The organism is Legionella tucsonensis, from assembly GCF_001468035.1.
Lineage (GTDB): Bacteria > Pseudomonadota > Gammaproteobacteria > Legionellales > Legionellaceae > Legionella > Legionella tucsonensis.
This window is the reverse complement of record NZ_LNZA01000008.1, coordinates 185840-207221: the sequence shown is the minus strand read 5'-3', so window position 1 is coordinate 207221 and position 21382 is coordinate 185840. Positions and strand designations below refer to the sequence as shown.

Genomic DNA, 21382 nt, shown 5'->3' with positions numbered 1-21382 from the left:
TATTTGCATTACAGTGGATCAAAGTTACTTTTTGCTTGAATTCCATAGCGTCTTAATCTTGCACGATAAAAACAGAGTGCTATACTTCGCATTTGTGCTTTATTTAATTAACTTTTTCTAATTAAGGAAGAAACTCACAGTGAACAAAAAGAGACCCGTCAATCTGGATTTGGGTAGTTTAAAATATCCCCCTATGGCTATAGCGTCCATCTTGCATAGGATTTCAGGGGTGGTTTTATTTTTACTGTTACCCATAATGCTGTATATTTTTGGTCAATCAATGCAATCGGAAGAAGCCTTTATACGGGTAAAAGACTTATTATCTCATCCCGTTTATAAAGTGGTGGTATGGGCATTTGGCGCTGCAATGGTATATCATTTGCTTGCAGGGATTAGGCATCTTGTGATGGATATGGGATTTGGTGAGCATCTTGATGCTGCTCGGCGTTCTGCTGTTGTAGTCATTATTCTTGCCATTATTTTGTCAATTTTTCTAGGATTCTGGATATGGTAAATAATGTCACCAGCTTAACAGGTAATGGCTTAAAGGATTGGTTGATTCAACGAGTTACAGCAGTTTATTTCGCTGTTTATTCTTTTTTTATAATTGGTTTTTTATTATTGCATCCTGAATTGGGCTTCGCACAATGGCACGCTCTTTTTTCCAATACCTTAGTTCGGATTGCATCACTCATTGCTTTGTTTGCGCTTTCATTGCATGCATGGATAGGTATTTGGACTGTGACTACAGATTATATGAAATGTACTGCTTTGCGTTTATCAGTACAAATGTTAGTCGTTTTATGGCTCCTTAGTCAATTTATCTGGAGCTTAATGATCCTTTGGGGGCAGTAGCATGGCAATTGCACGTAACACATTTGATGCAGTAATTATTGGAGCAGGTGGAGCCGGAATGCGTGCTGCACTGCAAATGGCAAATTCCGGTTTAAAAGTCGCACTCTTATCTAAAGTATTTCCAACTCGCTCTCATACAGTATCTGCTCAAGGCGGTATTACATGTGCATTGGGAAATGCACATGAAGATGATTGGCGTTGGCATATGTATGATACAGTGAAGGGTGCTGATTATATTGGCGATCAGGATTCAATCGAGTACCTCTGCAAAACAGGCCCAGAGGCTGTATATGAGCTTGAACACATGGGTTTGCCTTTTTCACGTATGGATAATGGTAAAATCTATCAACGTCAGTTTGGCGGCCAATCTAAAAACTTTGGTGGAGAACAAGCAGCACGCACTTGTGCGGCGGCAGATAGAACAGGGCATGCTTTACTGCATACGCTGTATCAGCAAAATTTAAAAGCCAAAACACATGTATTTAGTGAATGGTATGCTCTTGATCTTGTTAAAAATGCCCATGGTCATATATCCGGTGTTACCGCAATGTGTATTGAGACTGGCGAGGTAGTATTTTTTCAGTCAAGAGTTTGTATTTTGGCTACTGGTGGTGCCGGTCGTATTTACCAATCTACAACCAACGCATTTATTAATACAGGTGATGGTTTCGGTATGGCACTAAGAGCAGGCATTCCTTTGCAAGATATGGAAATGTGGCAATTTCATCCTACTGGCATTGCAGGGGCTGGTGTATTAGTCACTGAAGGATGTCGCGGTGAAGGTGGTTATTTGATTAATAAAGACGGTGAGCGTTTTATGGAACGTTATGCGCCGCGGGTTAAAGATTTAGCTTCTCGAGATGTGGTTGCCCGTTCTATGGCTCTCGAAATACGCGCAGGGAAGGGTTTTGATCCTAAAGGGATAGATCACGTTAAATTAAAACTGGATCATCTGGGAGCCGACCTTATTATGTCGCGTTTGCCAGGAATTCGTGAATTATCTATGAAATTCGCAGGGGTTGACCCAATTGTTGAACCGATTCCTGTGGTTCCTACTTGCCACTACAGTATGGGAGGAATACCAACGAACATGTATGGACAAGTACTCACCAAAACTAATGGTAATGAACATATCGTAGATGGATTGTATGCAGTAGGAGAGTGTGCTTGTGTTTCTGTACATGGTGCAAACCGTTTAGGCGGAAATTCGTTACTGGACTTAGTTGTTTTTGGTCGCGCTGCAGGCTTGCATGTTGAAGAGTTATGGCAATCAAATCAATTACCTGATATGGCTTACATCAGTGATGAAGATATCGCTCCATCTTTGCAGCGATATAACCGATGGAACGATTCAACAGAGGGCGAGAGTCCTGCTGCAATTCATGATGAAATGCAACGCGTAATGCAAGAAGACTTCGGTGTATTTCGTACCGGAGAAGTAATGGCTTCTGGCTTAAAGCGTCTTCAGGCTTTGCGCGAACGGTTAGCTCATGCCAAATTAGAAGACAAAAGTAAGATATTTAATACAGAGCGGGTAAGTGCCTTAGAGTTGGATAATTTAATGGTCACTGCATATGCTACAGCGCAGTCTGCGATTGTTCGCACGGAAAGTCGTGGTGCTCATAGCCGTGAAGATTATCCAAAACGTGATGATGAGAACTGGATTAAACATACGCTGTATTTTGAGGAAGGTGAGAAGATTGATTTTCGACCGGTTAATGCATCACCTAAACATGTCGAGCCTTTGGCGCCGAAAGAACGCGTTTACTAAAGAGGATAGATTACATGGCAGATAGTAGAAAATTGACCGTATCAATATATCGCTATAATCCTGAGGTGGATGCTAAGCCTTATATGAAAGATTATGAATTGGAGATCCCTGCTAAAAGTGATCCCATGTTGCTCACATTACTTGAGCGTTTGAAAGCAGAGCAGGATCCTTCCATAACTTATAGACGCTCCTGCCGCGAAGGTGTGTGTGGGTCGGATGGTATGAATATTAACGGGACTAATGGTTTAGCCTGCATTACTCATGTATCTCAGTTGAAGACAGATAAAATAGTGATCCGTCCTTTACCTGGATTTCCAGTAATCCGTGATTTAGCTGTTGATATGACTCAATTTTATCAACAATATGAGCGTATAGAGCCTTATTTACAAAATGATGAGGTCGCCCCTGCTCAAGAGCGGTTGCAATCTCCAGAAGAGCGTGCACTACTTGATGGATTATATGAATGTATTTTATGTGCATGTTGTACCAGTTCATGCCCCTCATATTGGTGGAATCCAGAAAAATATGTTGGTCCTGCTGGATTATTACAGGCAAGAAGATTTTTAGCAGACAGTCGTGATACGGCAACCACTCATCGTTTGGATAAATTACAAGATCCTTTCAGTGTGTTTCGTTGTCGGAGCATTATGAATTGCACCAGCGTCTGCCCGAAAGGACTCAATCCAATGAAAGCGATTGCAGATATTCGCTTACAAATGTTGACACAAGAAACCTAACAATACTTTTTTTTTATGAAAAGGTATTCTGGTAGGCCATTAAATAGGAGATGTAATTCCCAATAAAAATGAGAATTATTCTGCACTTTGGTGAGCTTTAAACCAGTATAAGGATAATCCCCGCTCTTGCGGGGATAGCTGTTTTATCCACGTGGATGAGTGGAATAGCCAATTTTAATGGTGGTAGATATCAATACCCCTTTGGAGAGAGAAAATGAGCAGTTCCGATCTGCAAAAAGAATGGGCTTCTTCCTATTTATCTGGCGGAAGTATGGCGTATGTTGATAGTCTTTATGAAGATTATCTTGCTGACCCTGGTTCGGTTTCATCCGATTGGCGAGCAGTCTTCAGTGCTTTGCCTAAGGTTAATAGTGCCGAAAAAGAATTCTCACATCGAGAGATTCGTGATTATTTTTTGCAGAATGCAGATAAAAAAGCAGTGCCTGTAGTTCAAGCTTCAGATAGCCAACAATTTCGGATTGCAGATTTAATTAATGCATATCGTGCATTGGGGCACCATGCTGCTAAACTCGATCCTCTGGAAATGACAGAACGCACCCCAGTACCTGCATTGGAATTGGAGCATCACCATTTATCTGATGTAGATAGAAACCGAAAATTTTTTGCAGGAACCACGTTTAATGGCCCAGAAATGACTCTGAATGAGATATACCAAGCACTGCGTGAAACATATTGCGGCAGTATTGGTATTGAGTACATGCATATTTCTAATACCGAAGAAATAGAATGGTTGCAAGAACGAATGGAGTCTGTACACGGTCGTCTTAACTTGGATAAAGAAAAAAAGCTGCAAATTTTAAAAGATTTAATTGCCGCAGATGGTTTAGAGCGTTATTTAGGTACCCGCTACGTGGGACAAAAACGATTTTCCCTTGAAGGGGGCGACTCACTCATTCCTATGATGAAAGAAATTATTGAGTGTGCTGGAAGAGATAACGTTAAAGAAGTAGTTATTGGTATGGCGCATCGAGGCCGTCTTAATGTGTTGGTAAATGTTTTAGGCAAAGAGCCGAACCAGCTTTTTCAGGAATTTGAAGGGAAAGTAAAATACGAACGTACAGGGGATGTGAAGTATCATTTAGGTTTTTCTTCAAATATAAAAGCAAATTCAGGTTCAGTAGTGCATCTGGCTTTAGCTTTTAATCCGTCACACTTGGAAATTATTGGACCAGTAGTAGAAGGGTCTGTCCGTTCTCGACTAGGCCGCCGTGACGATCTGAAGAAAAAGGAGAAAGTTGTCCCTGTCGTCATTCATGGAGATGCTGCATTTGCCGGCCAAGGTGTCGTGATGGAAACTTTTAATTTTTCTCAAGCCCGTGGTTATTGTACAGGGGGTACGGTTCACATTGTTATTAACAACCAAATAGGTTTTACCACCAGTAATCCTTTAGATGCACGTTCTACTTTATATTGTACTGATGTTGCCAAAATGGTTCAGGCACCTGTTATTCATGTGAATGGTGATGACGCTGAGGCAGTCGTATTTGCGACTAAGCTCGCATTTGATTTCAGAATGAAATTTAAACGAGATGTAGTGGTTGATCTCGTGTGTTACCGCCGACATGGACATAATGAAGCCGATGAGCCAGCAGTAACTCAACCTTCCATGTATCGAAAAATTAAATCCATGCGCCCTTTACGTGAAATTTATGCCGAGCGTCTGATTCAAGAAGGTTTGTTGACTGATAAAGATTATGAACAATTAGTAGATGCCTATCGTGATACTTTGGATAAGGGTAAGGCAGTAGTTGATTTGGTTCACGGTGATTATGAAGGTAAATATGCGATTGATTGGACTCCTTATGTAAATGCAAAATGGACAGAGAAAGTAGATACTACGATCACCAAGGAGAACTTACAAAAATTAGCCAAGCAATTGAATGCATTACCTAAGGATTTTACATTACATCCCGTAGTTCAACGGTTATTAAATGAACGAGATAAAATGACTGCAGGTGAGCTACAGATGAATTGGGGATATGCTGAAACTATGGCATACGCCAGTTTGGTCCAGGAAGGTTACGGGGTGCGTTTATCAGGTCAGGATTCTGGAAGAGGAACTTTTGCTCATAGGCATGCTGTATTACATGATATCGAAACTGGCGAAACATTTATTCCACTCGAGCAAATAAAGAATGAGCTGAATCGACCTTTTTCTGTAATCGATTCGGTGCTTTCTGAGGAAGCAGTATTGGCTTTTGAATATGGATTTGCTGCCTCTGCTCCAAACTTCTTAGTATTATGGGAGGCCCAGTTTGGTGACTTTGCTAATGGTGCCCAAGTGGTTATTGATCAGTTCATCAGTTCTGGTGAACAAAAATGGGGTCGTTTATGTGGTTTAGTCATGTTGTTACCTCATGGATATGAGGGACAGGGACCAGAACATTCATCAGCGCGTTTGGAACGTTACATGCAACTTTGTGCTCAGCATAATATACAAGTGTGCACGCCAACTACTCCGGCACAAATATTCCATTTATTAAGAAGACAAGTTATTCGTAATTTCCGGAAACCCTTAATTGTCATGACACCTAAGAGTCTTTTACGTCATAAATTAGCGGTTTCTCCTTTAGAGGATTTATTTAAAGGTGAATTCCATAACGTTATTCCGGAAATTGATACGCTTGATGCGAAAAAAATTACAAAAGTAGTATTGTGCTGTGGAAAGGTTTATTATGATTTACTGCAAATGCGTCGCGATAAAGAATTAAACCATATTGCTTTAGTGCGAATCGAGCAATTATACCCGTTTCCTAAAAAAGCACTTACAACAGAGCTAAATAAATATACTCAGGCTAAGCAAATTATTTGGTGTCAGGAAGAGCCACAAAATCAGGGAGTATGGTTCTCTTCTCAACATAACATAAAAGATTGTTTGCGCCCTGAGCAGTCCTTGCATTATGCCGGAAGAGAGTTTGCTGCCGCGCCTGCTGTAGGAAGTCCAGCACTGCATGCACAGCAACAGCAAGCCTTGGTCGAGCACGCTTTATTGGACTGAGTTTGAGTTTATCGTAGTCTGGTGCAGTTTCATTTTTCCCAGACTACAATGTGTTGTTAACAAATTTAATAAATAAGAAGGTATAATCATGTCTATTGAAGTCAAAGTACCTGTTTTGCCTGAATCAGTTGCTGATGCAACTGTAGCTGCATGGCATAAAAAAGTAGGTGATAAAGTTACCCGTGATGAAAATTTACTGGATCTAGAAACTGACAAAGTTGTATTAGAAGTACCTGCTCCTGCTGATGGAATATTGGCTGAAATTAAGTTTCAAGAAGGCGATACAGTACAGTCCGGCCAGTTACTCGCAAAGATAAAAGAAGGCTCTAGCTCCGAAGCTAAAGAAGAAAAAAAAGAAGAAAAGAAAACTGAAGCAGCGAAGGCAGGTGAAGAAGCTGAAAGTGATAAAGTAAGTGCTAAGGAAGATAAATCAACCAGTCCTGTAGTACGTCGTATGCTGGCAGAGCATGATCTTCAACCAGGACAAATTCAGGGCAGTGGCAAGGACGGACGTATTACTAAAGATGACGTTCTCAATTACATAGAATCCAACAGAGAAAAGACTTCTAAATCTGCAGAAAATAAAAAAGAAGAGTCACATAAAGCGCCCATGGGTTTACGTGAAGAACGACGCGTGCCGATGACTCGTTTAAGAGCTAAAATTGCAGAGCGTTTATTGGCTGCTCAGCATAATGCGGCGATGTTGACTACATTTAACGAAGTTAATTTGAAAGCAGTGATGGACATGCGTGCTCAATACAAAGACAGTTTCGAGAAAAAGCATGGAGTCAAGCTTGGGTTTATGTCCTTCTTTACTAAGGCAGTAGTTGAATCACTAAAGCGTTTTCCAGCGGTGAATGCCTCCATAGACGGCCAAGATGTGGTTTATCATGGCTTTTATGATATTGGGATTGCTGTGTCTACAGAGAGAGGACTGGTAGTACCCGTGATTCGGGATGCTGATCAGATGAGTATGGCAGACATTGAACTGGCAATTAATGATGCAGCTACAAAGGCCAGGCAAGGAAAATTAGCCATGGAAGACATGCAAGGAGGTACCTTTACCATTACTAATGGTGGAGTATTTGGTTCGTTATTGGCTACCCCAATTATTAACCCTCCGCAAACAGGTATTCTAGGAATGCATAAAATTGAAGACAGACCTGTGGTGGAAAAAGGACAAATTGTGATTCGTCCTATGATGTACATAGCTTTATCTTATGATCATCGATTGATTGATGGTAAAGATTCAGTACAGTTTTTGGTGAGCGTTAAAGAATTATTGGAAGATCCTGCTCGCCTTTTACTTAATGTTTAATAAAATGTAACAGTGAGCCCCGCCTTTGACACATAAATGTAATCATAGTAAATCCTGAGTTTAGCTTTGCTCTCGCTCAGGATGCTATGCTCACACATGACACTTATGAGTATTGACGGATTTTGCTTCTTTTAGAAAGGTAATTGCAATGAATTTACATGAATACCAGGCCAAACAATTATTTGCTAGCTACAATTTGCCCGTTCCAAATGGCGAAGTAGCTTATAATGTTGAAGACGCGATCCAAGTGGCTTCACAGTTGTCTACTACTCGTTGGGTTGTTAAAGCCCAAGTTCACGCTGGCGGTCGAGGAAAAGCCGGTGGCGTGAAGTTAGTCTCGAATAAAGATGAGTTGGCTGCAGCTGTTAAATCATTATTAGGAACTCGTTTGGTAACATACCAAACAGACGCTCATGGACAACCAGTTAATTGCGTGTTAATTGAAGAAACATGTGATATTGGTCGAGAATTATATCTTGGAGCGGTTGTTGATCGTGCAACTCGCCGTGTTGTATTCATGGCCTCTACTGAGGGTGGTGTTGAAATAGAAAAAGTGGCTGAAGAGACGCCTGAAAAAATTTTCAAGGTCATTGTAGATCCACTTGTTGGTGTTATGCCGTTTCAATGCCGTGACGTAGGATTTAAATTGGGATTAAAGGAAGAACAAATTAAATACTTTACCCATTTGATGATGGGCTTGGGCAAGATGTTTGTTGAGTGTGATTTAAGCTTATTGGAAATCAACCCACTGGTTGTAACAAAGCAAGGTCAATTAATTTGTTTGGATGGAAAAATTAACATTGACGGTAATGCATTGTACCGTCAGGCTAAATTAAAAAATATGCGTGATACTACTCAAGAAGATGAGCGCGAAAATCGTGCTAGCGACTGGGAGTTAAATTATATCCCACTCGATGGAACAATTGGTTGCATGGTGAATGGTGCTGGTTTGGCTATGGCGACAATGGATGTGATTAAGCTTCATGGTGGTGAACCGGCTAACTTCCTTGATGTGGGTGGTGGTGCTACTAAAGAACGAGTGAGTGAGGCGCTGAAAATTATTGTCTCTGATGAAAAAGTCAAAGGCATTTTGGTAAATATTTTTGGTGGTATTGTTCGCTGTGATCTCATTGCCGATGGTATTCTTGCTGCAGTGAAAGAAGTCGATGTGAAAATTCCTGTAGTAGTACGTCTTGAAGGTAATAATGCACAACTAGGTGCTGATATTTTAAATAAAAGTGATTTGAATGTGATTGCTGCAACCAGTTTAACTGATGCTGCGAAGAAGATTGTGGCAGCTGTTGCCTAATTACTAAATTTTCGAGGTTAACAATGAGTGTATTAGTTAATAAACATACTAAAGTACTGTGTCAGGGTTTTACTGGAAAGCAAGGAACTTATCATTCAGAACAAGCGATTGCTTATGGCACACGTATGGTGGGTGGTGTGACTCCAGGTAAGGGCGGACAAAAGCATTTAGACTTGCCAGTATTTAATACGATGCGTGAAGCTGTTGAAGTAACCAAAGCGGAAGCCAGCGTGATTTATGTTCCAGCGCCATTTTGTAAGGATTCTATTTTAGAGGCTGCAGATGCAGGCATTCAATTAATTGTTTGTATTACGGAAGGTGTTCCTGTATTAGATATGTTGCAAGTAAAAGTTTATTTGGAAAACAATACCCAAGCCCGTTTAATTGGACCTAATTGTCCTGGAATAATTACCCCAGGCGAATGCAAAATTGGGATTATGCCAGGATCAATTCATTTACCTGGTAAAGTAGGTATTGTTTCACGTTCTGGTACTCTAACTTATGAGGCGGTGAAGCAAACCACAGATAAAGGCTTTGGTCAAAGTACCTGTATTGGTATTGGAGGAGACCCAATTCCTGGAACCAGTTTTATTGATGCTTTGGCTTTATTTGAACAGGATGCTCAAACACAAGCTATTATCATGGTAGGTGAAATTGGAGGATCTGCAGAGGAAGAGGCTGCTGAATACATTCAATCACATGTAAGCAAACCTATAGTTTCCTATATTGCGGGTGTTACTGCACCTGCTGGAAAGCGTATGGGGCATGCGGGTGCGATTATTTCCGGTGGTAAAGGAACTGCAGCTGACAAATATGCAGCTTTAGAAGCAGCTGGAGTCAAAACAGTACGCTCGCCAGCTGATTTGGGCGATGCAGTGGCTGAAGTAACTGGCTGGTAGCTCATCTTACGCAGCATAGTATTTTTAGCAGATTTGAGAGAACTGTACGGAGAAGCTTGGTTTACAAAAAGTAAATGAGCATTTAGAGGCGTGTTCTCTCAAAGATGCAAAAAGAACGATGCTGCAGAAGGTGAGCTGCAATTGAGATGTAGCCCGGTTAAGTCAAAGTCATAACCCGGTATATCGAATCACGATCTATATAACTCTGGGCTATGCTGTACTAATGCCCAATTTCTTTTTATGGCATTTCATGACAAATTTTCGAAGCATTGCTGATATAAGACGAGAATATGGGGATCTGAATTTAAGTGAACAATCACTTCCTGAAGATCCAATTGCCCAATTTAAGCTTTGGTTTGAGGATGTTTTAAAAAATGAAAAAAATGATCCTACCGCCATGGTTCTGTCGACTGTAGATGAGAAAGGCCACCCGGATTCTAGAGTGGTTTTGTTAAAAGGTTTGGATAAGGGGCAATTTATTTTCTATACCAATTATCAAAGTACCAAAGCAAAGCAAATTCAAAATAACCCTTATGCAGCGCTTAATTTTTATTGGCCACAAATGGCAAGACAGGTACGTATCCGCGGTCAAATCGAGCAGATTAATAAGGAGCAATCCGATCTTTATTTTTCAACAAGACCGATCAAAAGCCAATTTAGCGCAATTGTCTCTCCACAAAGTCAGGAAATTGGGGAAAGAGAATCATTAGAGCACGCTTTAAATGATTTAATTCAAAAACACGGACAAGAGCCTGTATTACGCCCTAACTATTGGGGGGGCTTTATGGTTATTCCTGAGGAAATCGAGTTTTGGCAAGGACGTGATAACCGCTTGCACGATAGAATTCACTATTATCTAAAAGATGGTCAATGGAAGTATCATCGTTTGGCTCCTTAGCAATAGTGATATAGACCTCCCCTAAACTTTATACTGCGTTGCAAGCTCACTCGACTATATATACTCTTTCGCCCTCATTCACTTGCGCCTGGTTTAACGCATAGAGGGTAACACTATATACGACCGGCAAAATTTGCCGGCAAAAAGTTAGATTCTGCCACAATTATATATTTTATCCCTCTTTTTGTTCTTACTCTATTTCTTCTGTTTTTTTAAGAGACAAAAAATCTTGGCCTGAAAATTGCTTTAATATAACATACAGATATTAAATGAAGTGTTTTGAAGTTATTTTTTTCAGAGTATAGAAAAATTTGTCAAGAATTAGTAAATGTTTTTATTTGGTAAATAAGTGTTAACAGAAAGTCGTAAAATTACTTTAAGTGTAGAAATGATTAACAGTATTGAAAAAATGCTGTAATAAATAAATAGAGGGTATAATCATGAACGACATAACAGCCTTACTACCACATATTAAATTACGTTTTAACATTGAACATCCAAGTTACGAAGACAGTTATGCATTTGGTTATGAATGCGCACTTTCAGACGTAGCTGAAGCGGATAATCCATTTTATAAGGGAACCAAGCAAGCAGAGCACTGGTTAGAGGGTTGGTGGGACGCAATTGGGGGTGAAGAACCTTTATTTGAATTGAATGCTCTAGAAGAAACAGAGCTATCTAGCGAAGAAAGTGCCGCAAATGATCAAGAGTATTGCCATAAGCATGGCTTTTTATCTCTGGTAATAGAAATTAGTGGCGCAATAGCAGCTTCAGCATTAGTGGGATATCAATTATTTGAATTGGTAGCATAAATTTCGTATATAAAAAACTCTTCAAGAAGTTTTTACCTCACTACGTGGTTACTGTACTTCTTAACCTTCCTTTTTTCCTCCTCCAATTTGGGAGGGGGAGCAATACGTACTAATTCTTAAAAAGCTTTAATACCATGGAGCGCATTCGCGCTGTTTCTGATGGATTAAATTCCTTATAAATTTCGCTGCCTATGTTAAGACATACAGTCACATTTTCACCAAGCCCCTTGAGTAAATCGACCCCAGATAATTTAAGAAGTTTAATTTTGCTGGCTATATCGCCAGCCCATGCATGAAGGTAGTTCATCTCTGTAAATGCAGGAAGGAATATATGCTCTTGTTCTTGTAAAAATAATACCTTAGGTTGGTCATCTTCAGAATTTTCTTCTACAGGAATGATAAAGTTGGCTTTAATAAACTCAAGATAAGCTTTATTGGCTTCTTTGGTATTTCCGTTCGCATCAAGAGCTTCTTTTATTGCAAGGTTAAGAGCATTCATTTTACGCCTTGGTTTAATTTAATCAATTTGCAATTATTTTAATAACGTTTATTGCTAAGAGAATACAAGTTTAACGTGAAGATAGAAAAAGCGATACAACTCTGTAAATTATAACCATTTTCTGTACCTATGAAAATGAAATCAAACTATGTGTTGAATTAAATGACAACCCTAGTATAATTGCATTGGTTTTGCAGATTTATTGCTCACTTTTAGATAAACATTTTAGAGTTTGTTTCTATTTCATATTGTTACCATGTGAAATGTTAACAATTTCTATCCTGGGTTGTTTTTTGATGTGTAATGGCCAGTAACCATTCAAATTGAACAGGGCCAATTAGGGTTTTATTAACGCAGAGAGTCTATGAATAAGGTACATGAGTCTAGAGTAGAAGTATATAATCGTAAAAATTATTTAGGATTTGCTTGGTTAGTATGGGGGTTGGCTGCTGCGTTCTATTTTTCTGATTATATGGCTCGTGTTGCACCCGGAGTAATGCATCGATACTTACAAATTGATTTCGGAATTAATGAAGCAGGTTTCGGTATTTTAACTGCCTCATTCTATGTTCCATATATTCTGATGCAAATTCCTGTAGGATTGACTGTAGACCGCTTAAGTATACGTTGGCTACTCACTGTTATGTCGCTCGTAACAGCTTTTGGTTGTTGTGTTTTTGGCCTTGCAGATAGTTTATTTATGGCCTCAATCGGAAGAATGCTCATAGGTTTTAGCGCCGCCTTTGCGTTTGTCTGCTCTCTTAGATTAGCTACATCCTGGTTCCCACCGACAATGTTAGGATTACTGGCCGGTTTAACCCAAGCATTAGGAATGCTAGGCGCAGCTGCAGGAGAGGCTCCCGTTTCATTTTTAGTCACCAATGTGGGATGGCGCCACAGCATGTTGATTATTGCTTTTCTCTTTATCGCACTTGCAGCTTTATTGTATCAATTTGTGCAAGACAAGCCAGGAGAACACCGCAGTGAGGTACGATCTCTGAATCAGATCAGTATTCTTCAGAGTTTAAAAATTATCCTATCGTGTAGACAAACTTGGCTTAATGCGTTGTATGCTGGATTTTTATTTGGACCAACAGCTGTTATTGGTGAGGCAATTGGACCTGCATACCTGCAATTTGGAAGAGGATTAGGTGCTCATGCCGCTGCTTTTGCCACTGGATTAATTTTTATCGGCTGGGGTATTAGTGGTCCCTTCTCAGGGTGGATTTCGGATAGAATAGGACGACGTAAACCCTTAATGATTCTTTCAGCAGCTTTTGGTGTGCTTTTTACATCGCTGTTTGTGTATAGCCCGACTTTAAGTCAAAACTCGGCTTATTTGCTGTTTTTTCTCTTCGGTCTAACAAATACAGGTGTTGCTATTGCTTATGCTGTTTCAACAGAGATACATGATAGAAATGTAGTGGGAACTTCAATTGCGTTTACCAATATGATATCGATTTTCGTGGGGGCTTTATTACAACCTTTAGTTGGACGGTTGGTTGATATGGTATCGGGTACGCGTGCTTATAATGTTGAATCTTTATTGCTCTCTGATTTTCAAGCGGGGTTAAAGTTATTACCTCTTTGTTCCATAGTCGCACTGGTATTAGCTCTTACCATTAAAGAAACCTATTGCAAGCCAGTGAAGCATTCCTAAGCACTTTGTGTTTTTTTATTATTGATATGAAAAAATAGTAAAAACTGTTTTTTTACAAGCGCGTATCGCACTCCGATGTTATTTACTGCTATACTTTCAGCTGCAGTTTTGCATGCGAATTAATAACATGGAGAAGAGAATGAAAAAATTTACAGGATTAATAATTATCCTGGCCGTTCTAATTCTAGGCGGGTATTATGGCATGGGCTTTCTTACTGAAAGAACGATTAGAAAGAATATAGAAGTAATTGACCAATCTAATGGACTCTATGCGGAAATCGAGCAATACAATAGAGGATTATTTGACTCCGAAGCCCAAATTAAATGGCAGTTGCACATTCCAGAGCGTATAGTAAAAGATGAGAATGGACAACCTCAAACTCTTCCTGCCCAAGACTATAATATGGTGATGCCGCTAACAATCCATCATGGTCCTATTATTTATGCCAAGAATAAATTACGTTTTGGACTGGGTTATGCTGAGGCAGTTTTTCCATTTCCAGAACAATACAATCAGCAATTTGATACTCAATTTACTAAAGAATCAGTTAAACCACAGTTGGATTTAAGGATTTTCGTTAATTATCTTAATGAAAGCACCGTGGATTTCAAAGTTCCCAATTTTAAATTAATTGCCAAAGATGGTTCTGGTAACCTTGAATGGTTAGGTATGGACTCAAGCACAACGATGTCATCTGGAATGGGTAAAGTTGCAGGTAAAGTAGTCTTGGATGGTTTAAATGCTACTAAAGATGATACCAAAATAACTTTAAGCAAAGTATCTAGTGATTATGATTTGCATGAAACACCTGCTGGGTTGTACCTGGGCGATGCAAATTTTTCTCTACCTTCTTTTGATATCTATGTTAAAGATCAAAAGATGTTTTCAATTAATGATCTTACAATCAGGTCAGATAGTGATATTGAGCAACATCTTTTCAATACCAATTTTAATCTGACTTTAAAATCAGTATTAGCAGATGGTCAGAATTATGGCCCGGGAGCATTGGAGGTTTCTTTAAGAAATATTGATGCAGATGTATTAGCCAAAATCAATCAACAAACAACAGCAATGCAAAATGGCAATGAGATGCAACGCCAACAAGCAATGCTGGCCCTTCTTCCTGAGGTACCCAAGTTATTTAACAAGGGGGCAGAGTTTGAAATCTCCAAACTTAGCTTCAAGATTCCACAAGGACAAATTGAAGGAAATATGTTTGTAACATTACCTAAAGGTGAAAATGCCAATCCATTTGAAATGATGCAAAAAATCCAAGGTAAAGCGAAGCTGCAAGTACCCGCAGAGGCAGTAAAAGCAGTTATGAAACAATCAGTACTTCAACAAATTGCTAAAAAACCTGATTTACAACAGACCCTAACGCAGCAATTGCAAGCAAACCAAGCTGCAGGCCAAGTAAGTCAGCCAGCCGCTCCAGCTTCAAATCTTGAGCAATTAGCAGAAATGCAAACAAATAAACAAATAAATGCATTACAACAAAATGGTTTAATTACAACTCAGGGTACTGATTTTGTAATTGAGGTAAGTTTGGATCAAGGTAAATTTATAATTAATGGTAAACCTTATGATCCTTCAATGATGAAATTTTAAGATGAAACTGGAGTAATTTTGTAAGGAGTAGATGGTAAAAATCAACCTACTCCTTATAAGAACTTTTTGAGATGATATTGAACATTATATATTGATTATTAATGCAGTTTTTTCTGCTCTACCCATTGTTTCAATGGGTTTGTTTCGGTAATATACTGTTTTTAAAAGGAGGAGCTAATAATAATGACAACAATCAGTAATGAAGTAGTGGATAACACCGCTTCTCTGGCCGAAAGCGTAACTCTTTCAGTGCAAAAATACTTTTCAGAGCTTAAGGGAACTGATCCTGTTGACTTATACCAGTTTGTACTTGAAGAAATTGAAACACCATTGTTTCGTGCAGTGATGGAACATTGCAAGTACAATCAGTCACGAGCAGCAATTATGCTGGGGATTAGTCGTGGAACTTTGAGGACTAAATTACGTCGATATTTCGACGATAAATATGTTGGTACTCGGGATTAACACTAACTAAAGTTTAAATAAAAAAGGAGCTAACAAGCTCCTTTTTTATTTAAACTTTATTGTACTATTATTTCAGTCTACCGGGTAAACTGCTGTTTCTGAGCTTGTGAAAGCGCGAACCTTGCAGATTTTTATCAAAGAGTTCCAGAGACTAGACTACACACTTTAGTTTATTCAGCAAACATCGAGCTTACAGATTCTTCTATATTAACTCGTTTGATGGCTTGTGCCAGCATATCAGATAAACTTACAACACGAATTTTTTCACATTTTCGTGCTTCAGCAGATAGAGGAATCGTGTCTGTTACTACAATTTCATCAAGACCTGAATTTTTAATATTATTGATTGCAGGGCCAGATAAAACAGGGTGAGTTATATAAGCTCTAACACTATGAGCTCCGCTTTTCTTAAGCTCATGGGCAGCGGAACAAAGAGTTCCTGCAGTATCAACAATATCATCAACAATAATACAATTTTTATTTTTGGGTTCACCAATAATATGCATTACCTCAGATTTATTAGGACCACTTCGGCGTTTATCTATAATGCATAACTCTGCGTGGTCAAGAAGTTTCGCAACTGCTCGAGCTCTAACAACACCACCGACATCAGGAGAAACTACCATTATGTCTTTTAGATTTTTCCTTGTTATATCTTCGAGAAGTATAGGGGTCGCATAAACGTTATCCACTGGCATATAGAAAAAACCCTGAATCTGATCAGCATGCAGGTCTACAGTAAGAACTCTACAAATACCTACAGATGCCATCATGTCAGCAACAACTTTTGCTGTAATAGGAACACGCGCTGAGCGGACTCGACGATCCTGGCGGGCATAACCAAAATAAGGAACTACGGCTGTGATACGAGAAGCAGAAGATCTTCTTAGCGCATCAGCCATTGTCAGGAGTTCCATTAAGTTATTATTTGATGGAGCACAAGTTGATTGGATTATAAAAACGTCTCTACCCCGGACATTCTCTAGAATCTCAATCATTGTCTCCCCATCGCTAAAAGTACCAACGGTTGCCTGGCCAATAGGTATTTTCAAATGAGAAGAAATTTGTTGAGCTAATTCCGGATTCGCGTTTCCGGCAAAAATCATCATAGTGGACATGTGTAAAAAGCCTTTAGATCTAGGTTAATCATTTAAACTTAAACACATAGCAGAAGACAGCCAAAAAGATATTATTATTATTTGAGCATTACAAGAACGCATCCTTCCAGGTTATCTTCTGCTGTCTGTTTACTTGAATCAACAAGAATGTGGCAGGGGTGCTAGGATTCGAACCTAGGTATGCAGGGATCAAAACCCTGTGCCTTACCGCTTGGCGACACCCCTAAATTTGCAGATTCTTACAATCATCCATTATAAAATTGCGCTCATCCCTGCAAATGTGCTGCGTATTTTGCAGGGGTTTTAGGAACATGTCAACTTTGAAAGCAATAATTTTTTTATTTTTTAAGTAAGAAGAGTAGTTGACACTATCGTTATAATGTCATATTGAAACAGGTTAGTAAAAACGAAATTCAGAAAAATTTCCGAATTTCGTTTTACCAAAAATCCAAGTTAACAATTTGACCTTAAACGGTCCAATTTTGAATAGCTACTTTAACCATCACCCCATTTCCTTCGAGACGAATCATACTTGGCAGATCAATTCCTCTGACCGAAGTATATTTAGCAAAATTAATTGTATAGCCGCTTTGTCTTAATTTCACTAGGTGATTGTATTCATCGCGTTGCTCAGCTTGAACAGGTCCTGGAGCGGGAAGTCCTCTCACCCAATAGTAAAGATTATTTACAGGCAGCCTGATTCCAGTTTGCTCTACTAATAGTTTATCGGCGTTATGAGACGTTATTTTTTTAGGCCCATCTTGGAAGGTAATGGTGTCGCCTTTTTTGTCAATGAGAACTGTACCAGCTCCTAAAGGACCCATTAAACGAATTTGATAGGCGCCGGGACCGTGTTGCTTCCAGTTCATGGCCGCTGACCATCCTTTATTTTTATTTTTTGCAGCCATGGAACCACGAATTTCCCAAGATGAAACCATTGCTGTTTTTGCTTTGCGTTGTTCTACGGACATAACTTTGTTTGGTTCTTGGTTTTGTTCTATAGGGATGTTTTTGTTTATAGGTACTTCCCCTGTAGGCCGCGGAGGGGCGCAGGCGGTTAAGAAGCAAAAAGAAATTATTATCAATTGTTTCATATTAATCATTTATCACCTCAAGTCCATTTATGTGGTTTTTCAAATAACAATACGCTAGACTGTTCGCATATGCAATCAGTCTTAATCAATATGAAATTAAAAGCAATTTACCCTGGTACTTTTGACCCTGTTACTAATGGACATGTTGATATTATCAGCCGAGCAGCTAAGATTTTTCCGGATATTCTCGTTGCGGTGGCAAACAATAGAGCAAAGCGTCCTTTTTTACCGTTGGAGACGAGAATTAAACTTGTGGAAGAGGCTGTTGCAGATTTACCAGGAGTTCACGTACTTGGATTTGATAATCTTTTAATTGATTTTGTATTGGAGCAGAATGCAGGAATTATTTTACGTGGTTTGCGGGCGGTTTCTGATTTTGAATATGAATTTCAACTGGCTGGAATGAATAGGAAATTGTCTACGCAAATAGAGACAATATTCTTAACTCCATCAGAAAATTTTATGTACATCTCCTCTACTCTAGTGCGTGAAATTGCGCTTTTAAATGGAGATATTTCTCAGTTTGTGCCTTCTTGCGTCGTAAGGGAGCTCCAAAAAAACTAGGTGAACATGAAACGTCAAAAATTGTCTAAGGCCTTTTGCCTGATTGCACTGAGCATTCATTTTTTGTTTTATCTCTCTACAAATACTTTTGCTAACCAAAATAACATTCGTCCCCCCGGTTATGCCGTAGCCAGTGCAAATCCTTTGGCAACTAATGCCGGACTTGAAATTTTAGCTGCTGGCGGAAATGCTTTTGATGCAGCAGTTGCTGTATCTGCAGTATTAGCTGTAGTTGAACCCTATCATTCAGGACTGGGTGGAGGTGGGTTTTGGTTGTTGCATCAAGAAAATCAGCATAAAAACATTTTTATTGATGGAAGGGAAACGGCTCCTTTGGCGGCAAAAAAAAACATGTATTTGGCACCTGACGGCAGTGTGATACCAGGCCTATCCTTAAATGGGGGGTTAGCCGCAGCGATTCCTGGAGAGCCCGCAGCGTTGGTATACATTGCCAAAAACTATGGGCGATTACCATTGGCAAAAACACTGGCTCCTGCAATCAAGTTAGCGCAAGAAGGTTTTTTGGTTGATAAGCAATTATACTCTTTTTTAAATAGGGCTGACCGATTAGAGCAAATCAAGAAATTCCCTTCTACGGCCAAAATCTTCCTAAATAATGGTTCTCCTTATCTTATCGGAGAGCGTCTAATTCAAACTGATTTAGCGTATACTTTGAAGCAAATTGCCGAGAAAGGAGAGCAAGGGTTTTATGCTGGAGAAGTGGCGGAGCGTTTGGTTAAGGGAGTTAATGCTGCGGGTGGCATATGGACACTTGAGGATTTAGCTAAATATCGTATCAAGATCAGAGAGCCTTTGATTGGCGCATACCATAATATGTTAATTATCACCGCGCCGCCGCCTTCAGCAGGGGGAGTTGCCCTATTGACCATGTTGAATATATTGTCTCACTATTCTTTATCTTCATTCTCAAAAGTGCAATGGATACATTACCTCGTAGAGTCCATGCGTCTTGCATATTGGCAACGCGAACAGTTTTTGGGTGATCCCGATTTTGTTCGCGTCCCCATTGAGAAGTTAATTTCTGCAGAAAACGGAAAACAGCTCGCTACATTAATTCCTCCGCAAAAAGCGATTGATAGCACTGTTTTGCAGGGACAGGTGAAGAATCATCAAGAGACTGTGAATACGACTCATATCTCTATTATTGATAACGAGGGTAATCGTGTTTCTGCGACTATGACTATAAATTACATTTTTGGTTCCAGTGTTGTTGCTGAAGGAACGGGTGTTTTGTTGAATGATGAAATGGATGATTTTTCCAGTAAAGTGGGTGACGAAAATGTTTTTGGCATTGTTGGGGCAGATAAAAATGAGATTGCGCCGGGGAAAAGACCATTATCCAGCATGACGCCTACTTTTCTTGAATTACCAGGCCGTGTCGCCATTCTGGGAACTCCGGGGGGGAGTCGTATCCCTACTATGGTATTAATTGCATCATTAGTATTTCATGATGCCTACGGTGCAATTAGTATGGTTTCGGCGATGCGCTTTCATCATCAGTATTTACCGGATGTGTTACAGTTTGAACCTGATACTTTATCTATGCCAATTCAAGAAGAGTTAAAAGCCATGGGGTATCACCTGATGCAATTAAGGCAGTACTATGGCGATATGCAAGCAATTACCTGGGATAAACAAACAAATATATTAACTGCTGCTTCTGATCCGAGATTTATAGGATTGGCAGCATCTATAGTAAATACTCCAAGCGGATATGGAGTAAAGTTCTAGGGGCTGTTTCCATTTCTACTATCTTGGCCAAACTGCTCTGATTTTCTACGTTCTGTTCACATACTGATGTATGCTACGCTTCGGTACTCGAAAATCAGACCATTTTAGCTCAAGCTAGCGAAATGCAAACAACCACTAAATTTCCCTTAGTGTTTAAGACTGATTTTCTCCAACCAGTTCTTTAATTACTTTGAAAGTTTGCTGAATGAGTCTGTCTTTATTTTCAATTGTAAATTGTCCTGCATCAATAGGGTTACCTATATGTATTTCGGCTTTTTGTTTTAGATGAAAATTAAAAGTTCGTGCGGGTAAAATATTATTGGCACCGCGGATTCCTATAGGAATAATAGTTGCCTTGGATTGGATTGCAGTAATAAATCCTCCCTTTTTAAATGAGCCAAGTTTTCCATCTTTGGAGCGAGTTCCTTCAGGAGCAATCCACATAACGATTCCGCTTTCCATTAATTGTTGAGCATATGCCAAGTCTTTAATGGCTTGATATTTATTTTTTCGGTCAATAAAAGGAAATTCTGCGGCTTTCATTGCTTTACCCATTAAGGGAATTTTGGCGAGTTCTTTTTTTGACAGCATTCGTATGGAGTGATTTGGGAACGCTTTAAATGCAAGAGGAATATCATAAGCGCTTGAGTGATTGCACATAATAATCGTAGCTTTTCCTGGTTGTGGCTGGACATTAAAAGGGTTTATCACTTTATATTCTACTTGTACAGCATTCAGCAATTGATCAATCCAATGATGTAACGCCTTATCTGTCCACTGACGGTTTATGGTGCTAAAAAAATATTTAAAGAGGCAGTGTGAGCTGGTGACTGCCGTATAAAACATGATCTTACAAAGAATCCATGAAGTTCGTAATTGATTTATTCTCATTCGCATTAGGGGTAAGTAAATTAGCGGTAATATAGCGCAAGTTGATTCGCTTGCCCAGATAGTTTTTAACGAGTCTAAATTTCAAGTAATATGTAACTTTTGTATAAATAGG

The 21382-nt window shown here is 39.4% G+C and carries 19 protein-coding genes and 1 tRNA gene; 15 read left to right on the top strand and 5 right to left on the bottom strand.

Going from position 1 to position 21382, the window contains the following annotated elements; genetic code table 11:
• Nucleotides 1-139: 139 nt before the first annotated feature.
• The 10 genes from sdhC to Ltuc_RS13585 all read left to right on the top strand — a co-directional run bounded on the left by sdhC (nt 140) and on the right by Ltuc_RS13585 (nt 11618).
• Nucleotides 140-514 (top strand): succinate dehydrogenase, cytochrome b556 subunit, encoded by a 375-nt coding sequence (sdhC, locus tag Ltuc_RS13630; protein WP_058521907.1) that lies wholly within the window; start codon nt 140-142, stop codon nt 512-514.
• Nucleotides 508-855: a succinate dehydrogenase, hydrophobic membrane anchor protein gene (sdhD, locus tag Ltuc_RS13625; protein WP_058521906.1), complete on the top strand. Its 348-nt coding sequence runs from the start codon at nt 508-510 to the stop codon at nt 853-855. Before sdhC ends, sdhD begins: the two co-directional genes overlap by 7 nt.
• A gap of 1 nt (nt 856) precedes the next feature.
• Entirely contained in the window at nt 857-2626 is a 1770-nt protein-coding gene (gene sdhA, locus Ltuc_RS13620; protein WP_058521905.1) for a succinate dehydrogenase flavoprotein subunit, read from the top strand.
• Nucleotides 2627-2640: 14 nt separating this feature from the next.
• Entirely contained in the window at nt 2641-3363 is a 723-nt protein-coding gene (locus Ltuc_RS13615) for a succinate dehydrogenase iron-sulfur subunit (protein WP_058521904.1), read from the top strand.
• Nucleotides 3364-3577: 214 nt separating this feature from the next.
• Nucleotides 3578-6382 (top strand): 2-oxoglutarate dehydrogenase E1 component, encoded by a 2805-nt coding sequence (locus tag Ltuc_RS13610; protein WP_058521903.1) that lies wholly within the window; start codon nt 3578-3580, stop codon nt 6380-6382.
• Between the two features lie 88 nt (nt 6383-6470).
• Nucleotides 6471-7700 carry a 2-oxoglutarate dehydrogenase complex dihydrolipoyllysine-residue succinyltransferase gene (gene odhB, locus Ltuc_RS13605; RefSeq protein ID WP_058521902.1) on the top strand — a complete coding sequence of 410 codons (1230 nt, stop codon included), beginning with the start codon at nt 6471-6473 and terminating at the stop codon, nt 7698-7700.
• Between the two features lie 148 nt (nt 7701-7848).
• The gene (sucC, locus tag Ltuc_RS13600) at nt 7849-9009 is read left to right on the top strand and encodes an ADP-forming succinate--CoA ligase subunit beta (protein ID WP_058521901.1); all 1161 of its coding nucleotides are present in this window, start codon (nt 7849-7851) and stop codon (nt 9007-9009) included.
• 23 nt (nt 9010-9032) lie between these two features.
• Nucleotides 9033-9908 carry a succinate--CoA ligase subunit alpha gene (gene sucD / locus Ltuc_RS13595; RefSeq protein ID WP_058521900.1) on the top strand — a complete coding sequence of 292 codons (876 nt, stop codon included), beginning with the start codon at nt 9033-9035 and terminating at the stop codon, nt 9906-9908.
• 250 nt (nt 9909-10158) lie between these two features.
• Entirely contained in the window at nt 10159-10806 is a 648-nt protein-coding gene (gene pdxH, locus Ltuc_RS13590) for a pyridoxamine 5'-phosphate oxidase (RefSeq protein ID WP_058521899.1), read from the top strand.
• A gap of 440 nt (nt 10807-11246) precedes the next feature.
• Nucleotides 11247-11618, top strand: a complete 372-nt coding sequence (locus Ltuc_RS13585; protein ID WP_058521898.1) for a hypothetical protein — start codon at nt 11247-11249, stop codon at nt 11616-11618.
• A 109-nt stretch (nt 11619-11727) separates the two neighbouring features.
• On the opposite strand, the gene Ltuc_RS13580 is transcribed toward Ltuc_RS13585, so the two are convergent.
• The gene (locus tag Ltuc_RS13580) at nt 11728-12117 is read right to left on the bottom strand and encodes an SseB family protein (RefSeq protein WP_058521897.1); all 390 of its coding nucleotides are present in this window, start codon (nt 12115-12117) and stop codon (nt 11728-11730) included.
• Between the two features lie 364 nt (nt 12118-12481).
• Here Ltuc_RS13580 and Ltuc_RS13575 point away from each other — a divergent pair, with 364 nt between their 5' ends.
• The 3 genes from Ltuc_RS13575 to Ltuc_RS13565 all read left to right on the top strand — a co-directional run bounded on the left by Ltuc_RS13575 (nt 12482) and on the right by Ltuc_RS13565 (nt 15851).
• Entirely contained in the window at nt 12482-13777 is a 1296-nt protein-coding gene (locus tag Ltuc_RS13575) for an MFS transporter (RefSeq protein WP_058521896.1), read from the top strand.
• Nucleotides 13778-13916: 139 nt separating this feature from the next.
• Nucleotides 13917-15386, top strand: a complete 1470-nt coding sequence (locus tag Ltuc_RS13570) for a YdgA family protein (protein WP_058521895.1) — start codon at nt 13917-13919, stop codon at nt 15384-15386.
• 183 nt (nt 15387-15569) lie between these two features.
• Complete coding sequence (locus tag Ltuc_RS13565; RefSeq protein ID WP_003633193.1) at nt 15570-15851, top strand: helix-turn-helix domain-containing protein; 282 nt, start codon at nt 15570-15572, stop codon at nt 15849-15851.
• A 170-nt stretch (nt 15852-16021) separates the two neighbouring features.
• Here Ltuc_RS13565 and Ltuc_RS13560 read toward each other — a convergent pair whose 3' ends face one another.
• The 3 genes from Ltuc_RS13560 to lolB form a co-directional block, all read right to left on the bottom strand.
• Complete coding sequence (locus Ltuc_RS13560; protein WP_058521894.1) at nt 16022-16969, bottom strand: ribose-phosphate pyrophosphokinase; 948 nt, start codon at nt 16967-16969, stop codon at nt 16022-16024.
• Between the two features lie 150 nt (nt 16970-17119).
• Nucleotides 17120-17194: transfer RNA gene (locus Ltuc_RS13555), tRNA-Gln, on the bottom strand.
• Nucleotides 17195-17436: 242 nt separating this feature from the next.
• Complete coding sequence (gene lolB, locus Ltuc_RS13550; RefSeq protein WP_058521893.1) at nt 17437-18072, bottom strand: lipoprotein insertase outer membrane protein LolB; 636 nt, start codon at nt 18070-18072, stop codon at nt 17437-17439.
• 60 nt (nt 18073-18132) lie between these two features.
• Between lolB and coaD the strand changes: the two genes are divergently transcribed.
• Both coaD and ggt read left to right on the top strand, forming a co-directional pair.
• Nucleotides 18133-18627 carry a pantetheine-phosphate adenylyltransferase gene (gene coaD, locus Ltuc_RS13545; RefSeq protein WP_058521984.1) on the top strand — a complete coding sequence of 165 codons (495 nt, stop codon included), beginning with the start codon at nt 18133-18135 and terminating at the stop codon, nt 18625-18627.
• Nucleotides 18628-18633: 6 nt separating this feature from the next.
• Entirely contained in the window at nt 18634-20379 is a 1746-nt protein-coding gene (gene ggt, locus Ltuc_RS13540) for a gamma-glutamyltransferase (RefSeq protein WP_058521892.1), read from the top strand.
• A 153-nt stretch (nt 20380-20532) separates the two neighbouring features.
• Here ggt and Ltuc_RS13535 read toward each other — a convergent pair whose 3' ends face one another.
• A complete protein-coding gene (locus Ltuc_RS13535) occupies nt 20533-21270 on the bottom strand; it encodes a lysophospholipid acyltransferase family protein (protein ID WP_058521891.1) in 738 nt (245 codons plus the stop codon).
• Nucleotides 21271-21382: the final 112 nt, after the last annotated feature.

Coding starts and splice junctions, on each gene's coding strand:
- sdhD (WP_058521906.1), top strand. CDS start 508: ATGGTAAATAATGTCACCAGCTTAACAGGTAATGGCTTAAAGGATTGG.
- sdhA (WP_058521905.1), top strand. CDS start 857: ATGGCAATTGCACGTAACACATTTGATGCAGTAATTATTGGAGCAGGT.
- Ltuc_RS13615 (WP_058521904.1), top strand. CDS start 2,641: ATGGCAGATAGTAGAAAATTGACCGTATCAATATATCGCTATAATCCT.
- Ltuc_RS13610 (WP_058521903.1), top strand. CDS start 3,578: ATGAGCAGTTCCGATCTGCAAAAAGAATGGGCTTCTTCCTATTTATCT.
- odhB (WP_058521902.1), top strand. CDS start 6,471: ATGTCTATTGAAGTCAAAGTACCTGTTTTGCCTGAATCAGTTGCTGAT.
- sucC (WP_058521901.1), top strand. CDS start 7,849: ATGAATTTACATGAATACCAGGCCAAACAATTATTTGCTAGCTACAAT.
- sucD (WP_058521900.1), top strand. CDS start 9,033: ATGAGTGTATTAGTTAATAAACATACTAAAGTACTGTGTCAGGGTTTT.
- pdxH (WP_058521899.1), top strand. CDS start 10,159: ATGACAAATTTTCGAAGCATTGCTGATATAAGACGAGAATATGGGGAT.
- Ltuc_RS13585 (WP_058521898.1), top strand. CDS start 11,247: ATGAACGACATAACAGCCTTACTACCACATATTAAATTACGTTTTAAC.
- Ltuc_RS13580 (WP_058521897.1), bottom strand. CDS start 12,117: ATGAATGCTCTTAACCTTGCAATAAAAGAAGCTCTTGATGCGAACGGA.
- Ltuc_RS13575 (WP_058521896.1), top strand. CDS start 12,482: ATGAATAAGGTACATGAGTCTAGAGTAGAAGTATATAATCGTAAAAAT.
- Ltuc_RS13570 (WP_058521895.1), top strand. CDS start 13,917: ATGAAAAAATTTACAGGATTAATAATTATCCTGGCCGTTCTAATTCTA.
- Ltuc_RS13565 (WP_003633193.1), top strand. CDS start 15,570: ATGACAACAATCAGTAATGAAGTAGTGGATAACACCGCTTCTCTGGCC.
- Ltuc_RS13560 (WP_058521894.1), bottom strand. CDS start 16,969: ATGTCCACTATGATGATTTTTGCCGGAAACGCGAATCCGGAATTAGCT.
- lolB (WP_058521893.1), bottom strand. CDS start 18,072: ATGATTAATATGAAACAATTGATAATAATTTCTTTTTGCTTCTTAACC.
- coaD (WP_058521984.1), top strand. CDS start 18,133: ATGCAATCAGTCTTAATCAATATGAAATTAAAAGCAATTTACCCTGGT.
- ggt (WP_058521892.1), top strand. CDS start 18,634: ATGAAACGTCAAAAATTGTCTAAGGCCTTTTGCCTGATTGCACTGAGC.
- Ltuc_RS13535 (WP_058521891.1), bottom strand. CDS start 21,270: ATGAGAATAAATCAATTACGAACTTCATGGATTCTTTGTAAGATCATG.